The organism is Serratia sp. EWG9 (assembly GCF_019913725.1).
Lineage (GTDB): Bacteria > Pseudomonadota > Gammaproteobacteria > Enterobacterales > Enterobacteriaceae > Serratia > Serratia ureilytica.
Genome location: NZ_JADNRO010000001.1, coordinates 958,094 through 976,442 on the forward strand (window position 1 = coordinate 958,094; position 18,349 = coordinate 976,442).

The 18,349-nt window shown below is 61.0% G+C and carries 24 protein-coding genes; 18 read left to right on the forward strand and 6 right to left on the reverse strand.

Annotated features, from left to right (window positions below; genetic code table 11):
• Nucleotides 1-91 precede the first annotated feature (91 nt).
• From ITX55_RS04635 to ITX55_RS04715, 18 genes are all read left to right on the forward strand, one after another.
• Nucleotides 92-925: a GPO family capsid scaffolding protein gene (locus ITX55_RS04635; protein ID WP_079449393.1), complete on the forward strand. Its 834-nt coding sequence runs from the start codon at nt 92-94 to the stop codon at nt 923-925.
• Between the two features lie 39 nt (nt 926-964).
• Nucleotides 965-2,011: a phage major capsid protein, P2 family gene (locus ITX55_RS04640; RefSeq protein ID WP_223084835.1), complete on the forward strand. Its 1,047-nt coding sequence runs from the start codon at nt 965-967 to the stop codon at nt 2,009-2,011.
• A gap of 44 nt (nt 2,012-2,055) precedes the next feature.
• Nucleotides 2,056-2,925 (forward strand): phage terminase small subunit, encoded by an 870-nt coding sequence (gpM, locus tag ITX55_RS04645; RefSeq protein WP_223084836.1) that lies wholly within the window; start codon nt 2,056-2,058, stop codon nt 2,923-2,925.
• Between the two features lie 103 nt (nt 2,926-3,028).
• The gene (locus tag ITX55_RS04650) at nt 3,029-3,526 is read left to right on the forward strand and encodes a head completion/stabilization protein (protein ID WP_223084837.1); all 498 of its coding nucleotides are present in this window, start codon (nt 3,029-3,031) and stop codon (nt 3,524-3,526) included.
• Nucleotides 3,526-3,726 (forward strand): tail protein X, encoded by a 201-nt coding sequence (locus tag ITX55_RS04655; protein ID WP_223084838.1) that lies wholly within the window; start codon nt 3,526-3,528, stop codon nt 3,724-3,726. The genes ITX55_RS04650 and ITX55_RS04655 overlap by 1 nt, the downstream gene beginning before the upstream one ends.
• Nucleotides 3,717-3,998, forward strand: a complete 282-nt coding sequence (locus ITX55_RS04660; protein ID WP_046687313.1) for a hypothetical protein — start codon at nt 3,717-3,719, stop codon at nt 3,996-3,998. Before ITX55_RS04655 ends, ITX55_RS04660 begins: the two co-directional genes overlap by 10 nt.
• Nucleotides 3,995-4,549 (forward strand): lysozyme, encoded by a 555-nt coding sequence (locus ITX55_RS04665; RefSeq protein WP_060436614.1) that lies wholly within the window; start codon nt 3,995-3,997, stop codon nt 4,547-4,549. The genes ITX55_RS04660 and ITX55_RS04665 overlap by 4 nt, the downstream gene beginning before the upstream one ends.
• Nucleotides 4,546-4,929, forward strand: coding sequence for a DUF2570 domain-containing protein (locus ITX55_RS23990; RefSeq protein WP_255612210.1), 384 nt, complete (start codon nt 4,546-4,548; stop codon nt 4,927-4,929). The genes ITX55_RS04665 and ITX55_RS23990 overlap by 4 nt, the downstream gene beginning before the upstream one ends.
• Before the next feature lie 22 nt (nt 4,930-4,951).
• The gene (locus tag ITX55_RS23995) at nt 4,952-5,074 is read left to right on the forward strand and encodes a hypothetical protein (protein WP_255612211.1); all 123 of its coding nucleotides are present in this window, start codon (nt 4,952-4,954) and stop codon (nt 5,072-5,074) included.
• Nucleotides 5,071-5,532, forward strand: coding sequence for a phage tail protein (locus ITX55_RS04675; RefSeq protein WP_072628384.1), 462 nt, complete (start codon nt 5,071-5,073; stop codon nt 5,530-5,532). Before ITX55_RS23995 ends, ITX55_RS04675 begins: the two co-directional genes overlap by 4 nt.
• A complete protein-coding gene (locus tag ITX55_RS04680) occupies nt 5,529-6,167 on the forward strand; it encodes a phage virion morphogenesis protein (RefSeq protein WP_223084843.1) in 639 nt (212 codons plus the stop codon). Before ITX55_RS04675 ends, ITX55_RS04680 begins: the two co-directional genes overlap by 4 nt.
• Nucleotides 6,167-6,751, forward strand: a complete 585-nt coding sequence (locus tag ITX55_RS04685) for a phage baseplate assembly protein V (protein WP_223084844.1) — start codon at nt 6,167-6,169, stop codon at nt 6,749-6,751. The genes ITX55_RS04680 and ITX55_RS04685 overlap by 1 nt, the downstream gene beginning before the upstream one ends.
• Entirely contained in the window at nt 6,748-7,116 is a 369-nt protein-coding gene (locus ITX55_RS04690) for a GPW/gp25 family protein (protein ID WP_223084845.1), read from the forward strand. Before ITX55_RS04685 ends, ITX55_RS04690 begins: the two co-directional genes overlap by 4 nt.
• On the forward strand, nt 7,103-8,002 hold the full coding sequence (locus ITX55_RS04695) for a baseplate J/gp47 family protein (RefSeq protein ID WP_070914649.1): 900 nt from the start codon (nt 7,103-7,105) through the stop codon (nt 8,000-8,002). The genes ITX55_RS04690 and ITX55_RS04695 overlap by 14 nt, the downstream gene beginning before the upstream one ends.
• The gene (locus tag ITX55_RS04700) at nt 7,995-8,615 is read left to right on the forward strand and encodes a phage tail protein I (RefSeq protein WP_223084846.1); all 621 of its coding nucleotides are present in this window, start codon (nt 7,995-7,997) and stop codon (nt 8,613-8,615) included. The genes ITX55_RS04695 and ITX55_RS04700 overlap by 8 nt, the downstream gene beginning before the upstream one ends.
• Complete coding sequence (locus ITX55_RS04705) at nt 8,599-10,623, forward strand: hypothetical protein (protein WP_223084847.1); 2,025 nt, start codon at nt 8,599-8,601, stop codon at nt 10,621-10,623. The genes ITX55_RS04700 and ITX55_RS04705 overlap by 17 nt, the downstream gene beginning before the upstream one ends.
• 4 nt (nt 10,624-10,627) lie before the next feature.
• The gene (locus ITX55_RS04710) at nt 10,628-11,443 is read left to right on the forward strand and encodes a hypothetical protein (protein ID WP_223084848.1); all 816 of its coding nucleotides are present in this window, start codon (nt 10,628-10,630) and stop codon (nt 11,441-11,443) included.
• A 10-nt stretch (nt 11,444-11,453) separates the two neighbouring features.
• Nucleotides 11,454-12,494, forward strand: coding sequence for a phage tail protein (locus ITX55_RS04715; protein ID WP_223084849.1), 1,041 nt, complete (start codon nt 11,454-11,456; stop codon nt 12,492-12,494).
• 92 nt (nt 12,495-12,586) lie between these two features.
• On the opposite strand, the gene ITX55_RS04720 is transcribed toward ITX55_RS04715, so the two are convergent.
• Genes ITX55_RS04720 through ITX55_RS04745 form a run of 6 tightly spaced genes read right to left on the reverse strand, consistent with a single transcriptional unit; the run spans nt 12,587 to nt 18,280 of the window.
• On the reverse strand, nt 12,587-13,078 hold the full coding sequence (locus ITX55_RS04720) for a phage tail protein (protein ID WP_223084851.1): 492 nt from the start codon (nt 13,076-13,078) through the stop codon (nt 12,587-12,589).
• A gap of 14 nt (nt 13,079-13,092) precedes the next feature.
• Nucleotides 13,093-16,062 carry a phage tail tape measure protein gene (locus ITX55_RS04725; RefSeq protein ID WP_223084853.1) on the reverse strand — a complete coding sequence of 990 codons (2,970 nt, stop codon included), beginning with the start codon at nt 16,060-16,062 and terminating at the stop codon, nt 13,093-13,095.
• Nucleotides 16,052-16,192 (reverse strand): GpE family phage tail protein, encoded by a 141-nt coding sequence (locus ITX55_RS04730; protein ID WP_071531441.1) that lies wholly within the window; start codon nt 16,190-16,192, stop codon nt 16,052-16,054. The genes ITX55_RS04725 and ITX55_RS04730 overlap by 11 nt, the downstream gene beginning before the upstream one ends.
• 32 nt (nt 16,193-16,224) lie before the next feature.
• On the reverse strand, nt 16,225-16,524 hold the full coding sequence (locus tag ITX55_RS04735) for a tail protein (RefSeq protein ID WP_048233363.1): 300 nt from the start codon (nt 16,522-16,524) through the stop codon (nt 16,225-16,227).
• A 58-nt stretch (nt 16,525-16,582) separates the two neighbouring features.
• On the reverse strand, nt 16,583-17,098 hold the full coding sequence (locus tag ITX55_RS04740) for a phage major tail tube protein (RefSeq protein ID WP_060436783.1): 516 nt from the start codon (nt 17,096-17,098) through the stop codon (nt 16,583-16,585).
• A complete protein-coding gene (locus ITX55_RS04745; RefSeq protein ID WP_149505984.1) occupies nt 17,099-18,280 on the reverse strand; it encodes a phage tail sheath subtilisin-like domain-containing protein in 1,182 nt (393 codons plus the stop codon).
• Nucleotides 18,281-18,349: the final 69 nt, after the last annotated feature.

Below are 18,349 nucleotides of genomic sequence, written 5' to 3' on the forward strand. Positions count from 1 at the left end.
CGCCGTTCTCCGACAACAACAACGCGTTGAGACGGGGCCGGGCGCCCTGCCATCATCACCGGGAACTCAACAGAATCGTGAGCAAGCAGACATGGCAAGCACAACGAGCACCCGTAAGAAATTCCGCGTTATGACCTCCGGCGTCACTATCGACGGCCGTCAGGTCACCCGCGATCAGATCCATGCGATGGCGGCGTCGTATAACCCGGCGGTGTATGGCGCCCGCGTCAATATCGAGCACTACCTTTCCCCGTTCCCTGACAGCACCTTCTGCGCCATGGGTGACGTGATGGCCCTGTCCGCCGAGGACATTTCCGACGGCCCGCTGACTGGCGAAGCTGCGTTGTACGCAGAGATCGAGCCTACGGCACGCATGAAGACCATGACCGACGACGGGAAGAAGATTTATTCCAGCGTCGAGATCCATCCAAAGTTTTCACTGACCAACGGCCCGTACCTGGTCGGCCTGGCGATGACCGATACCCCGGCCAGTCTGGGCACTGACAAGCTGAAATTCGCCGCAGAGAAGCGCGGGGAGATCATGCGCTTCAACACCGCAGATGCCGAGCCGACGATGTTCACCGCCGCTTTCGAAGCTGAGTTGATGCAGGCAGACCAGTCGCGCTCAACCACCGGCAACGAGTGGTTCTCCCGCGTCATGGGCATCCTCGGCAAGGGCAAGAAAACCGACGATGAACGCTTCAGCCAGGTGCATCAGGCGGTAGAGGCCGTGGCGCAGTCGCAGGCCGATTTGACCGACCAGTTCAGCGCCACCGCGCAGGAAAGCGCCAGCAACAAGCAGGCCATCGCGAAGTTGACCGCTGACCTGGCTGCGATGCAGCAGAAGGTTGTAACCACGGACGGTAACTTCAGCCGTCGCCCGCCGGCTGGCGGTGGTGGCAACGCGCAGTTGGCTGACTACTAAGCCAGCGCCTGATCGATATTCACTACAAGAGAAACGAACATGGAAAACATTACCCGCGAGCTGTTCGACCAGTACATCAGCCGGCAGGCCCAGCTAAACCGCGTATCGCCGGCCGCCGTCGCGGCAAAATTCGCTGTCGATCCGACGGTGCAGCAGAAGCTGGAAGCCGCAGCGCAGGAAAGCGACTCTTTCCTGAGCAAGATTAACGTCTTCGGCGTGACCCAACAGATCGGCCAGAAAGTGCTGATCGGCAGCAAAGGCCCGCTGGCCGGCGTGAACAACAGCACCACCACACGCCGCAACCCGGCCGATAACAGCAAAATGGAGCCGTTCAACTACACCTGCCGCAAGGTCAACTATGACTACGGCCTGAGTTACGAGCAGTTAGATACCTGGGCGCATCAGCCTGATTTCCAGCCGCTGATCAGCAAAGCAATGGCGCGCCAAATGTCACTAGACCGCATCATGATCGGCTTCAACGGCACCAGCTATGCCGATCCATCCAACCGCGCCGCTAACCCGCTGTTGCAGGACTGCGGCATCGGCTGGCTGGAAAAAATTCGTACGGAAGCCCCACACCGCATGATTTCCGGCGTGACCGTGACGGCCCGTGATGACGACAACAAGATCATCGCCAAAGGCACCTACGGCAACCTGACCTCAGCAGTTTATGACGCCAAAAACAGCCTGATGGACGAGTGGCACAAGCGTAACCCGGATAACGTGGTGATCCTGGCCGGTGACCTGCTGACCAGTAGCAATTTCCCGGCGATCAACGCCATGAGCCAGAGCAACCCGAACACCGAAATGTTGGCCGGTCAGCTCATTGTTGCGCAGGAGCGCGTCGGGAACATGCCGACCTTCATCGCGCCGTACTTCCCGGTCAACGGTATCCTGATCACGCCGTTTAAAAACCTGTCGGTGTACTACCAGCGCGGGAGCCTGCGCCGCAGCATCAAGGAAGAGCCGGAGTACAACCGCGTTGCGACTTACCAGTCATCGAACGATGACTTCGTGGTAGAGGACTACGGCAACGTTGCCTTTATCGACGGCATCACCTTCGCAAAGCCTGAGAACGGCGGTTAATCACCCGGGCGGGCTCCTGCCCGCCCCCTTTCGGGGACAGGACAATGCTGACACCGGCACAACGACATTTTCAGCGCGTGATGGCGGAGCGCCACGGTAAGACCGAGGAGTTCACAGAAGCCGCCCGCACCGCGCATGAACAAATCCTTCACCGTTTGCGCATGGATCAGAGTGCACTCAGACGCGTGCAGTCAGACCAGGCGAAAGCGGAGATGAAAAAGCAGCTTTTACCGCAGTACGACGGCTGGATCGAAGGCACGCTCGACGGCAACAGCGGCCGGCAGGACGAGGTCATCGTCACCCTGATGATCTGGGCGATTGACGCCGGCGATTATCCGCTCGCGGTGCGTATCGGCCGCTATGTCATCGAGCACAACCTCGCGATGCCTGACCAGTTCCGCCGCACGGCAGCGACGGCCCTCGTGGAAGAACTTTGCGATCCCATTCTTGTGCAGGTCAAGGCCGACGAGAGTACCGATTTGACCGCACACCTGCAGGTGCTGGACGAGCTCGCGCAAATCGTCGATGGCAAGGATATGCCTGACGTCGTGCTCGCCAAACTGTTCAAGGTGCGCGGCTTTGCCTTGCGCGGTGGCGATGATGCCGCCCAGGCGAAGGCGCTGGAACTGCTGCGCCAGGCGCTGAAACTGGACGCCAACGCCGGCGTGAAAAAAGCGATCGAGAGCCTGGCACGCCAGGTCAAGAAGGCCAGCCAGACTACCGACGGCGCAGGCGATAACGATGCCGACACCTCCGGCACCGCAGCAACGACCGACGCTGCAGCAGCATCAAAAACGACTGTACCGGCCACCCAGCGCCGGCAGCGCAGCAGCACCGCGCGTAAGCCATCGGCCGCTAAAAAACCCGCCGGCAAGGCCGCTGGTAAGAAAGCCAAGCAGGACGCCACCGAATAAAACGACTTGCGCCCCGTGCGCTGGCGGCGCGGACGGAGATCTGCAGCGCTTCGCGTGTGCTTTTCCCCGTCCGCTCACCGCCACCTTTTGAGGAGATTGGGCCATGAGCCTTGTTGCCGGGCGTACCGTCACCCCCGCCGCTGACGATGTGCCAGATACCGACGATGGCGGCGAGACCATCACAGCCGGCCCCTTCTGGCCCGCGATTGCGCTCAAGGACGTGCGCCTTGAGATGCGCATCACCGGCGCGGTGACCACCACCCGCTTAAAGCAGGCCGCGATTGAAGCGACAGGCCATGTGATCGACCAGCTGACGGGCTGGCAAGAAAACCAGTTAAAAGCCGGCTTCGCGTCGCTGGAGACCGTGCCAGCCCGTCAAATCAATGACGTGAGCGTGAAGATCCACCGCTACCGCCGCGCGGTATTCAGCATCACCCGTGCGCTGCTGATCGAAAACTATCGCGACGTCGACACCACCGGCGACGCCGGCGAGAAACGCGTCGCCGGGTTGACGCTGCAGGCGGCAGATCTGTGGCGGGATGCCCGCTGGGCTATCGCCGATATTCGCGACGAAGTGCGCAATTTTGCGGAGGCATTTTAGTGAAGGTGCAAGCAATGCAGGGCGACACGCTGGATCTGCTGTGCCAGCGACACTACGGCACCACGCAAGGCGTGACAGAAATCGTGTTGGCCGCCAATTCGGGGATCGCCGAACAGATATTTTTGACCGCCGGCCAGGTGGTCGAGCTGCCGGAGATCGAACGTTCAACCCAACAGGAGACGGTGCAGCTATGGACGTAATCGACCGCCTCTGGAACTGGGTGATCTACTCCTATTCCACCGTGCTGATGGGCATCGGCATGATGACGCAGCGCGAATGGCTGGCGACAGGCGGGCTGGTGATCGGCCTTATCGCCGCGGCGCTGGGCGAAATCCACCGCCGCCGGGTGGCGCGCAGCCAGGCAACCACCAATGCCCTGCTGGCGCAGCTGGTTGACGCAGTGCGCAGCGATGCCGAGAACCGGCAGGATGTGAAGGCGCTTATCAGCGAGCTGAAAGGGGGCCACCGGTGAGACGAAAAAGCGTTATCGCCTGCAGCGTGGCCGCCATTGTGGCGCTGGCCGGTGCCCTGTGGCCCGAGAAGGTGCGCACCAGCCAGGCGGCACAGTTAAAAATGGCGAAGTATGAAGACTGCCGCAAAACGCCCTACTACTGCCCCGCCGGGGTGCTGACCATCGGCATGGGCTCAACGACCCGTGTCGAGGATCGGCAGTACTCGGAAACGGAGATCGCCGAGCGTTGGGTAAACGACCTGGTACGCGCGGAAAAGTGTATCAACAGCAACTTTAACGGCGCCGCCGCCCCTCAATTCGTGTTTGAAGCGCTGACCGACGTCAGTTTCAACGTGGGTTGCACTGGGATCAGTTGGTTCACCGATCGCCAGGGCAAAAAACAGCGCACCACGCTGTGGAAATACGCGCAGGCGGGCAACTGGCCCGGCGTATGCCAGCGCCTGACCGACTTTGTGAACTCCGGCGGAAAACGCCTGCAAGGGCTGGTTAACCGTCGGGAAGAGTTCAAAGCCTGGTGCCTGTCTGACCCGGCACTCAGGGGCGCCGAATGAAAGCGGCCGCGGTATTGATCCTGCTGTTTCTGGCGGCGCTGGCCGGGATGGGATGGCAGAAGCATCAGCGGGAACTGGCCGAACAGCGCCGCGATATTGCCGAGCGCGCCGTCGAGCAAACCGGGGATGTGCTGGCCGAAGTGCGCGCCCTGCGTGCCGACGTCGGCGAGATTGAGGCCGGAATGAAGAAGCTGAGCGAGAAGCGCGGCACCAATGGAGAGCAACGACGTGAAACCATCAAGACTGCGCTGGACGGCGAAGCGTGTGCCGTTACTCCTGTGCCTGCTGCTGTCGCTGACAGCCTGCAAAAACGCGCCGCGGAAGTTCGCACCGCAGATTATTCAGGAGCCTTTGCCGGCCAGCCTGACGGCAAACACTGATGTGCCTGCAGCACCGTCACCGATGACTTACGGCAGCCTGGCGCCATGGGCGGATCGGCTGCTGGATGCGCTGGACACCTGCAATGCCGACAAGGCGGCCATACGAGAACTCGAACTACGGCGTATCGCCCGGGGGATGAAGTGAAAAAAGCCGAACTGCTGCGCGACGCGCTGATCGCGGACTGCGACTGGTGCAAGGCCAATCCTGAACTGTTCACGGTATGGGTGGAAAAAGGCCATATCGAGATCCAGGCCACCGGCGAAAGCTCGTTCATGTACGTGTACCCGATCCAGGTGCTGGCAATGGACTTTTCCGGTCAACTGGATGACCTCATGCTGCCGCTGCTGGCGTGGATTTGGGAGAACCAGCCCGACCTGCTGCTGAACCCGGACAGCAACAAAAAGATTGAGTTTGACGCCGATATCGTGAGCGACGACAGCGCCGACATTCTGCTGAAGGTGCCGGTATGGGAACGCGTGATGGTCACTATCGAGAACGGCAAGCCCGTCGCGCAGCACCTGGCGGAAGACAAGCCACGCATCAACGGCGGCGACTGGCAAATCGTATTCGATCCTGAGAGCGGCGGGGAGCTGGTGCCATGACCGATGCCGCGCTGTTTCATGAACTGGATCAGGTATTCGCCGATATTCTCGGCGGCATGTCCCCTGCCGGGCGTATACGCACCGCGCGCGAGGTCGGCCGCATGCTGCGCCAGAGCCAGTCGCGGCGCATTGCACGCCAGGAAAACCCGGACGGCTCAAAATTCGAGAAGCGCCGCCGCAAGGTGCTGCGCTCACAGGCCGGGATTGGCTTTATCTGGAACGGCGAAACCCGCCGCCTGAAAAACTGGCGGGCAACCAAGGGCAGCCGCGGCCGCATGCTGACCGGTTTCGATGAAGGCCGCGGCGCCGTCCGCTCCTTCTATCGCGAGGATATCAAGCGTTACCTCGATATCAACTTCAGCCAGACGCGCAAGGACACCACCAAGGCCGATCCGATGTTTCGCCGGTTGCGTACCGCGCGCTTCCTGAAGGCGCGCGCCGATGCCGGCGGCGCCACCGTCGGTTTTACCGGCGTTGCGGGCCGTATTGCGCGCACGCACCAGTACGGCCTGCGTGACAGGGTAAACAAGTCCGGCGCGATGGCGTCCTACCCACGCCGTGAGGTGCTGGGGATCACCAAAGCCGACCGCATGGCGATCGCCCGTTCGGTCATTGACTCGCTGGGGGTGAAATAGTGGACGCGGCCGAACTTATTCGCCTGCTGGAAAACCTGATCCGCGTTGGCGTGGTCACGGCGATCGACGAAGACAACAAGCGCGTGCGCGTCGCCACCGGCGGGTTAGATACCACCTGGCTGCGCTGGAATGCGCAGCGCGCCGGCGCATTCAACATCTGGATGCCGCCGTCGCTCGGCGAGCAGGTCTGGCTGCTGTGCATCGGCGGCAACCCGGAGACGGCCTTTATCGGCGGCAGCCTGTACAGCAACGATCACCCCGCCCCCGGCGGCTCGCGTAACGAGATGGTGATCACCGCCCCAGACGGCGCCAAATTCCGTTATGACGCCGATGCCGGCGCGCTGGAGGTCAGCGGCGTCAAGACCGCCAAATTAACGGCCGAGGTCAAAGTGATCCTGGATTCGCCCGTCGTCGAATGCACCAACCTGCTGAAGACCCGGCAATTCGACGTCAGCGAAGGCGGCGAGATGCACGGTGATTTCAATCACACCGGCGGTGCCTTCGTGTCGAACGGCGTGAAGGTCGACGATCACGACCACGGCGGCGTGCAACGCGGCGGCGACTGGACGGAGGGCACCCGATGAGCGAGAAGTACCGCGGCATGAATAACAGCGGCACCGGCACGCTGACCGATGCGGATCACGTCTGGCAGTCAGCCAATGACATTCTGCTGACGCCCATCGGTTCGCGCATCATGCGCCGTAATTACGGCTCGCTTGTGCCCGATCTACTCGACAGCCCGCAGAACGACGTCACCCGCCTGCAGATCATGAGCGCGACCGTGATCGCGCTGGCGGCATGGGAGCCGCGCCTTGCGCTGGACACCATCAACATCAGCTATTCACCCACTGGCGCCGTCACGGCCGAGATGTCCGGCATGCTGACGGAAAGCATGGAGAAAAGCGCCGGGACGATTGAGTTAAGGAGCCACAACGATGCCAACGATTGACCTGTCGCAGCTGCCATCGCCGCAGATCATCGAGCCGCTCGACTTCGAGACGATCCTCGTTGACGTCAAGGCAGTGATGATCGCCGCCTTCCCTGCTGACCAGCAGGCGTCGGTTGCCGCCGCCCTGTCGCTGGAGTCCGAGCCGCTCAACGTGATCGCCCAGGCGATGGCCTACCGCGAATTGCTGTTACGCCGGCGAATCAACGAGGGGGCTGCCGCCTGCATGCTGAGCCACGCCGAAGGCACCGACCTGGACAACCTGGCCGCCAACCTCGACACCGAGCGCCTGACGATCACCCCGGAAACGGACACGTCCGATGCAGTGATGGAAAGTGACGAAGCCCTGCGCCTGCGCGCGCAATCCGCGTTCGAGGGCATGAGCGTGGCCGGCCCGTCGGCGGCGTATGAATATTTTGCCCGCAGCGCCAGCGGCAAGGTTGCCGACGCCAGGGCAACCAGCCCGGCGCCGGCGGAGGTGGTGATCGCCGTTCTGTCGACCGACGGTGACGGCACCGCCTCGCCCGAGCTGCTGGCCGCCGTGACGGCCGCGGTTAACGATGAAGAAGTGCGGCCGCTGGGCGACCGCGTGACGGTTCGCAGCGCGGATATCGTCGACTATTCGATTGATGCCGAGCTGTTCCTGTATCCGGGGCCGGAGTCGGAACCAATCATCAACGCCGCCATGGCGTCGCTGCGTGGCTTTTTGGCCGACAACGACAAGAAGATCGGGCGTGACGTTGCCAGGTCGGCGATCTCCGCCTCACTGCATGTGCAGGGGGTGCAGCGTGTGGTGCTGCGTTCGCCGGCGACTGACCTGCAGATCTCCGACACGCAAGCCGCACGCAACATTGGCTATGCAGTAGAGAATGGCGGGACGGATGAATAACACCCTGCTCCCCCCGTCCGCCGGTGCCTGGATGCGCCACACCGAAACGGTCACTGCGCGGTTGTCGGCGATCACCGTCGCGCTGCGCACGCTGTGGACGCCGACCGCCTGCCCGGTTGAGTTGTTGCCGTATCTCGCCTGGGCGCTGTCGGTCGACCGCTGGGACAAGAACTGGCCGGCAGAGAAAAAGATAGCGGCGATCCAGCAATCCTACTGGCAGCACCGCCGCAAGGGCACCCGCGCCGCGGTGAGGAGGGTGATTGAGAGCATGGGGTTTTCGGCCACCTTTGCCGAATGGTTCGACACCGGCGATCGGCCGGGCACCTTCCGGCTTGAGATCGACGTTAACGAGGTGGGTATCACTGAAAAAACACTGGCTGAGCTTAACCGCCTTGTGGCGGATGCCAAGCCGGTCAGCCGACACCTTGCGCAAATGAACATCGTCACCAGAACGGAGGGGATTATTCACTTTGCGGCGTGCGGCTACATGGGGGAAATCCTCACGGTGTACCCGGAAGGGTATCAACCGAAATTTATCAACCGCTATGACGGTGTTCGCAGTTACAACGGGCAAATTTCTTTCACCGGGGAGCAGTATGACCAAAATCAATGAGCAATCACTCTGGGTGCCTGATATCTACCAGATTGACAGGGCCGACACTGTCGAAGGCGGGGAGAGCGGCGTCGCCAATATCCAGGCCCGGCAGCTTGCCGACCGCACCACCTTCTTACGTAACCAGGCTGACGCGCTGGCCGGCATGGCATTACTCGGCGAGGGGCCGTACACCAGCGCAGCTCAGGCGCAGGCGGATATTGCCGCCGGCCGTATTCCGTTAGGGACAAAATTTGGTGTTCGCTCGACGGTTTCCGGTCAGTGGGTGCAGGAATATCAAAACGTTGACGGCGTGGCGACGCCAACGGGTGAATGGCTACCGAGCGGCAAAGGGCTGACGGATGCCGTTGACAGTATCAAGCGCAAGGTGCGCAACGTCCCATCCAGGCTGGCCGGGCTGCCGCCCGAGTTTACGGCCGGTGTTCGGGCGCCGTCCGGGCGCGTTGCGCCATTCCTCGACAAAAAAGGCCGTTTGTGCTGGATTGACGGCCGCCGGCGTGGGCGCACACAGCTGGCCGCCGCCGAATCAGAGTTGCCGGCGCGCTTCATGTATAAGTCGCTGCCGGTCGCGCTGCCGGATGGCGCGGTCTGCACACGCATCTATCTGAACAAAAAGCGCCAGATCACCGAGGCGTACACGCAGGACGGCGCGCACTATATCGCCACCGAAAAGGGGCTGCGGCGCATCGCCGGCGATACGCAGGCACCGGCAAAGAACATCAACTACAGCAGCTCGTCCGCCGGCGGCGTGTGCGGTATCACCCGCACGCGGCTCTCTGTCGATCCTGATCCTAACATTTGCTACATCATCGTTATCTGGGGGCAGAGCCTGGCGCAAGGCTGGAACACAATGAACGGCGACGTTTTGATCGCCACCGACCCGCTCTACCCCGACTCCTGCTTCATGTTCAAATCCAGTCGCGGCGCGGGCAAGGAAAACCCCAACCGAGGCAGCGCGCCGATCAGCGAGCTGGAACCGCTGCGGGAAACCATTAACAGCGGCTGGAAAGAGACGGCAGCAAGCAGCATGGCCGCCCACGTAGTCAGCGAAGTGGAAAAACAGACCGGCCACCGTATCCGCACGCTGTCATTCATTGCGGCAGAAGGCGGCAAACCGTACATGGAACTGACCAAGGGCACGCAGACCTGGCAGGCGCTGGTCCAGGGGCTGATCGATGCGCGGGATATTTGCGACCGGAACGGCTGGAAACCGGTATTCCTGGCCGTCGACGTGATGGCCGGTGAGTCTGACAGCGATCAGGTGACGTTTATGACGACCGAGCGCTACAGCCGACAGTTGCAGCAGTTTGATGGCAATATCCAGGCCGAGGCGCGCCGTATTTTCAATCAGTCGGCCAATGTGCCGATCATCATCTCGCAAAGCGCATTCACACCGACCTCGCGCAAAATCTGGGATCAGCCGGTACGCCAGGCACAATTTGATGTTGATGGGATCGGTAATCTGCGCCTGGCCGGGCCGGTTTACCCTCACCCGTCCGGTGACACCATCCACATCAACTCGCTCGGCCAGAACCGACGCGGCCAGGCTGTAGCGCGCGCCATTGTGTGGGAGTGTTTCGGCACCGGCTGGCGCACCGTTCGCCCAACCGGCTACGTCTGGAAGTCCGACACCGTATTTCAGTTAACGCATGAAGTCCCACGGCCGCCGCTGGTGATTGACAGGACGGACGAGGTGATCAAGACAGCTGGACTGGGTGCCGGCATGGGCTATGTTTTTGACGACTTCACCGACAGCCCGCCGACCATCACCAGCGTGAAAGTGGTATCCAACACGCTGATTGAAATTGAGCTATCCAAGCCCCCTGCCGGCCCATCGTGCCGCTTGGGGTACGCCATCAAGCGCAATGACGATAACACGTCAAATCAGGACGGGCCGATCATCGGCGCGCGCGGGGTGCTGTGTGACAGCACGGCGCACATTTCGCTTTACGAAAACAAGGCGCACCCGAACTGGTGCCCGGCTTACATCATGAACATGACGAGGTAGAAAAATGCTGGTATTTGAAGGACAAGACGAATTTGAAAACGGCTATCTGCCATCGTATGACCTGACAGAACAGGAAGAAAACATTCTGTACATGGATCCGTCGCTGTGGATCGAATCGACCAGCGGCGTGAATGTCAGCGGGACAAATGTCACGTCAATTGATGACCGCTCTGGCAATACATCATGGCTACCGCTGAATCCCAGCGTATTCCCGCGTGTGATCAACTCGGAAAAAGGCACTCCGGTGCTCAATTTCGGGCTGGGCCGTGGCCCGTCGGCACCCGGTGCGGTGCTGGCGGCCGGTGAATACGAAGCCATCCCACAGCATGGCGTTTTTGTGCTGGCGATGGTTTACCGCGTACCACTGCGCAATCAGGGCGGCTATCAAGGCACCGGAGGTAATATCCTCGGCAATAACGACACATCACCCAATCTGATGGCCCTGCGCTTTCGCGATGATGCGTACACCGGCACAGCGCTGTGGATGAACCACGGCACTAACTCACCGGTGACGGACAACAACTACCCGCTGAATACGACGTTTGTTGACGATGGGATTTGGCACACGGGCTACATCGAGATCACGCCAGAGCATCACCTGATTGAGATCGACGGCGTATTGCGACAGAAAAAAGCGGTTCCCGCCATTCCGTTCAACACGCCAGCATCACGGCAGCTGATTATCGGTGGTGCCGGTAGTCCATTCAGAAACGGTTTCTTTGGCGATCTCGCTATGATGCTGATCGTGCCGGGGCTGGCGAGTCTGGACGAGCGCGCAATCATCTATGACCGCCTGAACGCCGTCAAAGCGAAGCTGTAAAGGGGGACGTATGCCGATCTACAGCAGCCAATTAACCGCCGCCGGCGAACGGAAGATCGCCGAGGCCATCGCCAATGGCACACGGCTGAACATCACGCACATGACCGTCACCGATGGCGAAACAGAAATGTACCGCGCCGAGGTTAACACGCTATCAGTGGTGGAAGATGGCGTGCTGTTCGTGGAAATGGTGATCCCTGAAAACGTCGGCGGATTCTGGATCCACGGAACGGCGATTTATGACGACACCGGCGAGCGCATCGCCGATGGCAGTCTGCCGGCAACCTACAAACCGATGCTTGAGGAAGGCTCCGGGCGGATTTCCACGGTGCGCATGCTGCTGCGCGTCAGCAGCACCGAGGCCGTGACGCTGAAGGTGGATCCGTCCGTGGTGCTGGCAACCGTCGAATATGTGAATAACCAGGTGCGGCAGGCCGTACAGCGTGCAAACGACGCCTACGAGCTGGCGCGCCAGAAAGTCACGTTTGATGAAATGTATCCCATCGGCGACGTGAAATTTTTCGCGACGTTCCTCAACCCTAACAAGCAGTGGCCCGGCACGCTTTGGTATTACACCGGCGAAAATAAGTCTATCCGGATCGCTAAAGAAGACGGCTCCGATGTGATGGGAACAGGCGGCGCAGATACGGTGACGCTGAGTGTCGGGAACATGCCGAAGCACAACCACGGCGTCAGCGGCCAGGTGGGCGAGTTTGACCACGGCACCAGGTGGGCGTCGGAATTTGACCACGGTACGAAATGGACGTCAGAAGGCGGCGAGCACGCGCACCAGGGCGGCATGCGAGGGCCGGGTGAGAAATACGGTGAAACCATATCCGGCACCGACAATGACGGCGCACATTCTCTTAACTGGACAAGCCAGAACGGCAAGCACAGCCACACCGTCGATATTGGCAAGCACAATCACACGGTAGACATTGGTAAGCACAGCCACAGCCTCGAAATAACATCTGCCGAGGTCGGCGGCGGCCAGGCATTCAGCATTGTTGAAAGCCATATCAAGCTTATGTGCTGGTATCGAGCCGCATAAAAAAGCCCCTTTCGGGGCTTTTTCTTCTCCTGCAGCACAGCCGGCGCCGTCTATATCTGCCGGTATCGAGTACAGTCAGATCGCGCTATACCTCACCCAAACAGACCGTTTACCGATTTTGTCACCGAGTTGATCGCCCGGCTGGCGCTGGTGCGCAGCTCGCCGAGCACGTCACTCGCCGACGTCGTTTGCAGCTTCTCGCGAAAATCGCTGTCGACACGGCTCAGGCTGATGGAGAACTCGATCTTTTTCGGGTTGCCGTAGCGGTCAAACTCCGACTTACCCCGTTCTAACCGCGTCATCACGTACATGCCGTAAATACGCCCATCCCCCTCGATCAGCGGCCAGGGCCGGCCGGTAAAGCCGATGGTCTCAAGGCTCGACAGCGACAGATTACCGCCGGTGATCTCCGGGTAGAGCATACCGTCAAGCGTGATACTGTCATCCCCCGCCCCGATATACTGCCAGCCGGCAGACTGGTTAATGCGATCGTTCTTGACGTGGCGCCAGTCCTGAGAGTGGCGCAGCTGCTGATAAGGCGCCGTGCGCAGCGTAAAAACGAACATCCCGAATACCATCATCATGTTTTTAACTCCCGTTAATCTCGATCGCGGAATGACCCGCGGTTACCTCTGGCTGTGCTGGCCATCGCATCACGCACTGCGCTGCGCACCATCCTTTCCAGCTCCTGATCCGAACGCTGGCCGACGTCGTTAAAGACCAACTGGAAGATGGGCCCACCGCCGCCAGGTGCGGACACCGGCGCCATCGCGGCCGGTTGTGACGCCGACGGCACCGAGAGTACCCCGCCGCCGGCAGCGGCCGCCACACGCGGCACCGGTTGCGACATCACCCGCGCTTCCTGGTACGCCCCACGCAGTGCCAGCGCACGCGGCAGATTTTTGAAGACGATGTCCCCCGGCCCGATGCGTTTGGTGGCGTTGGTATTGTCGGCGGTCGCCTTGGTGTTGCCGGCGATCTCGTTCAGGCGGCGTAGCGTGCCCGTGTCGCCAGTCAGTGCCGGGGGTGGTGAGCCGCCCAGCTTCGGATCAACAGTTGCCGGGCCAGTAGGCAGACCGGGGCCGGCCCAGCCCCACCCCTTCTTCACCATTTTTTTCTGCTGCGGATCCCATTCCCACATCGCGGGCTGATTGCGCAGCTCTTCGGCCTTACGCCTGGCCTGCTCGATGCCATCCGGGATGAGGCCCATCTTCTCCAGCAGCCAGCCCACACCATCCATCAGTTTTGACAGCGGATACAGCAGCACCTGCAGCGCGGTGCCGAACACTCGTCCGAACGTCTCACCGGCGCTGGCGCATTTGTCCAGCGTGTCTTTGCTGGTCTGCATCGGCGTCAGCAGCTTGGTGAACCAGTCCCACACGCGGCCGAGGGCATCGCCAATCACGCCAAAGATCGGTGCGATACGTGCAAATGCGTCACGCAGCGGCGCCAGCGCCGCCATGACGCCAGCACCAAAGCCGACAAAGAACGCCTTGATCGGCTCCCAATATTTCCAAATCAGTACGCCGGCCGCGACAAAGGCGGCGCCAATCAACCCGATCGGACTCAGCAGAAACGACAGCGCCGCCCCCAGCGCTGAAATAGCACCGGTGAGAATGCCCCATAGCGTTGACAGGCCCGTCAGCCGCAACGCCAACCCCATCACGCTACGCACCAATGAACCCAGCGCTGCCGACGGTGCCATAAATACGCCCATCAGCATGCTGCGCAGCGACGCCAGTGAGCCAAGCAGCCCACGGAAGCCACCAGAGAGCGAAGCCAACACGCGCGACCAGCCGCTGATCCTTGCCATGGCGTTGCCGCCGGCGCCAACGAAGCCCCGCAGTGCGCTAACGGTTCCCATCAGACCGCGCCCGCCCGTCAGCAACGTGAAGCCCAAACGCAGCTTAGCCAGCGGCCCAATAAGCAGGCCGGTTGCTAGGCTGGCGATCCCCAACGCGGCCACCAGGGCGGTGACAGCGCCGGCGGTCAACAGAATGGATTGCGCCAGCCGCGGGTTTTCTTTCACCCACTGGCTCGCGGCGTTGATCGCTTCACTCAGCCCCTGCGTCAGTTTGCGCAGCGGGCCGTCGGCAGTTTCTTCAACCTGGATGCGGAAGCCTTCCCAGGCGGAGTCCAGCTCCTTCAGGTCGCCGCCGAGGTTATCCGCCATCACCTTGGCGGCCTTCAGCGCCTCACCCTGCGATTTCTTCAGATCAGCCAGCAACTTCTGCAACTCGCCGCTGCCGGCAGATAAAACCAGCGCCTGGAATGACTTCGCGGCTTCCTCGCCCGCGATATCCTTGAAGAACGAGAGCTGATCGGTGGCGCCGTATTTCTTGATCGATTTGTAAAGGTCAGTGAGAACGTCCTCGGCCGGACGCATCTTGCCAGTGGAGTCGGCCACGGTGACGCCCAACTCCTTAAGCGCGTCGTTGGCCTTTTTCGTTGGCGCGGCCAGGCGTGAGAACGTGGTTTGCAACCCAGTACCGGCAATACTGCCGCGCAGACCCACGTTCGCCATCACGCCGATCATCGCCGTTGTTTGCTCAACGCTGACGCCAAGGTTAGATAACCCCGTACCGGCGTACTTCATCGCCTCGCCGATGTTCTGCAGATCGGTGTTGGTGCGGGTGAAAGCCCCCGTCAGCACGTCACTGACGCGATCCATCTCCTTCGGATCGAGGCGGAACTGCGAAAGGATGTTCGAACTGATATCTGCGGACTCACCGAGATCCATCCCGCCGGCCAGCGCCATGTTGAGCACGCCAGGTAACGCGGCCTGAATCGCCTGCGGCGTAAAGCCGGCCATCGCCAGGAACGCCTGCCCGCTGGCCGCGTCGCGGGTGGTAAAGGCCGTTTCGGCGCCGAGCTTTTTCGCCTGGGCGCGCAGGTCGGCCAGCTGCGAGGAGCTTTTATCCAGTCGCGTCAGCGCCTGCACGCGCGACATTTCGGCATCGAACCCCACAGCCGGCGCCAGGAAACGGCCGCCGGTATACCCGGCAACCGATGCGCCGGCAACCATCCCCATGCCAGCGCCGCGCAGTTTGCCGGCGGCATCTTTGGCGCGGGTGTAACCGGCTTGCGCCTGGGTAACAGCGGCCAGCTGCCGCCGCTCGCGCTCAAGCTGCTGGTTATATTGCTCTGTTCGTCGGATGGCGCTTTGTACCGCACCGCTGCCGGCGGACAGGTTGACGCCATGCTGCCGTACCGCCTGGGCCGCCTCTCGCAGCTTGGCCGTTTGCTGGCTGTAGGTTTGCGTCAGTCGGGACAGCTTGCCGCGCAGGTTTTCCAGGTGCGCGGCCTGGGCGTCGGTCAGTTGCCCGCCCTCTCTAACGGTCTGATTCAGTCCGTTAAACTCGCGCTTCGCACGGTTGATCTTCTGTGCCGTGTCGTTGGCCTGCGAGCGCAGGCGGTCAAAGCTGGCGGCTTGCTTGTCCAGGTCTTTAACGGCGTTTTGCGTTTTCTTGAGGGAGTCAGAAAGGCCGCTAACAGCTTTGCTAGCGGCTTTAACCGGTCGGGTGAGTTTGTCGATCGCGTTAAACGCGACGCGAATACTAAGATCCATGGTCATCCTCGTCATCGTCATGGTTGCCGCTGCGGATGGCGGCGCGCTGGCGCCATGCCATCAGCTCGCGCAGCTCCATGCCGTACATCTCGGAGGGCGGCCAGTGAAAAACTACAGCAATGTCAGCGATGAGGTCGTCAACGCTGACAAAAAGCGGTTCCCTTACTTGTTCCCCGTCTCCGCCACGTTCGGTACGGACGGCGCCGCTTTGGTCAAAAAAGGCGTCATCTCTTCAATGAACGCCACAAAGTCACCGGTATCCAGCGTGGCGATCTCGGCGGCGGTCAGTGCCGGCGCAGTGACGCGCGTTAGCAGCGTTGAAACGGCGTCATAGTCGAAGTTGAGCACGTCGACCAGGCGCAGACCACGCAGCGAGCCGGCCTGCTTGATGGTGTCGGTGATAGAGACGATGGTGATCTCTTTGTCGTTGCGCTTGATCGGGGTAGTGAGCGTTACTGACATGTGCATGTTCTCCAGGCGGCCACGCGTGCCGCCTTCAAAGTATGTTAAGGGTTAACGATCAGCCGCCGAGGCCGAGGGCTGACACAATGCGATCGGGGTACAGGTTTTTCCCGTCGCGCTTGTAGATGAAGTTCAGCAGGTCAATTTCCAGCAACGCCTTATCATCAACCGACAGCTTGTAGTAGGTGTTCTTGATGGCGTAGGTATGGTTGGTGTCATCGCCCTGCTTGGCCTCACCCGGATCGATTTCAGTGATGCGGCCGCGCATTTCCACTTCCATCAGCGAACTGGTGCCGCCGCTGTAGATTTCGCCGACGAAGCGCAGACGCATGTCGTCAATATCGCCGCCGTACTTGAGGATCAGCTCTTCAACGACGCCGCCGACCACCATCGACGCATCAAGCGCGCCGCCGTCAAGGCCGAGGTCTACCGCTACGGCACCTTGCATGCCGCCGCCCTGATAGTCCTCCGTCTTGCGGGTGACCTTTGGCAAGGTGACGCTGGGGATCTTGCCGATGTGGTTGGTGCCGTCCACATACAGCGTGAACAACCGAAGCTTTTTAGGGATAGCCACTTATGCCCCTCCCAGCGACGCGAAGGCCGCTTCGTAGTATTGATCGGTGAAGGTCTGGATCATGGTCAGATCTTCGAGTGGCGGCACCGGGCTGTAGTTGTAACGCACCACAACTTTGCCTTGCCGAATGCCGGTTGTCGGGTTATCGACGATATCGAACCAGCACGCGGCGCCAATCAACCGACCGGCGGTGACCAGCCCCTGCAGTTTGGCATTGATACCGCTGACCACATCCTTGACGTTTGCCGGCGTAAGCGGACTGTCTACCGTGGTAAATTGCGCCTCAGCGATGGTATCCGCCAGGATCTGCGCGGTACGGGTGTACACCTCGAAGATGTACTCGTCTTTGTCCGTGGTGCGGTTGCCCCAGAAGCGGAAGCCATCACGCTTAATCAGCGTGGTGACTTCGTTGGCGTTTAGCTCGTTGGCGTCGGAGTCCTCCGCCTGCAGCGCCCAAAAGACGTCTTTGGAAATGCCGAGCACGTTGCTGACCGCCACGTTTGACAGCGACTTATGCCAGCCCTGCTCGTTATCGATCTTCGCACGCATCCCCAGCGCATACGCCACCGCCGGGAACTCTTCGTTCTTGCCGCTCTCCGGGTTATAGGCGATGAAATTCGGCCAAATCAGCATGCCCTCACGCTCGGCAAACTGCTGGCGATAGGTTTTTGCCTCGGCAATCGTCTCGCAGCCGTCGCAATAGCTGTAGGAAAACGCCCGCAGTTGCTTGGCAATCACCCGCAGCTGTGCGGTGACTTCCTGCGTGTCATACATCGGCACGCCAAGAATGCGCGGCCGGTAGCCGACTTTCTGCTCGGCGGTCAAAAGCGCGAACATGCCGGTATAGCTGCCGTCCGCCTGGGAACCGCCGATAATCAGCTGCGACTGGGTTTTCGCGCCGTCTTCCGTGCCGGCTGCCGCTACACGTACCACGATCACGCGTGTGCTGACCTGGTCGGAAATGGCCTTCAGGGATTTATAGAGCGAACCGGTTTTACCGGCCTTGCCGAGTACGCTGATTACCCGCGTGATCAGCACCGGCGTATCTAACGGGAAGGTGGTTGCGTCAGCATCATCCGCCACCGCGACCAGACCAATGACTGTTGAGTCAACGTCATTGATCGCGGTCTGCAGGTCGGTATCCTCTTTGACGCGCGCACCATGGAAAAAATTGTCGGTCATACTGTACCGCCATCATGCTTGTGAGTTCGTGGTGATATTCGCCGAAAAACGCCGGCGCAACACGCGGCG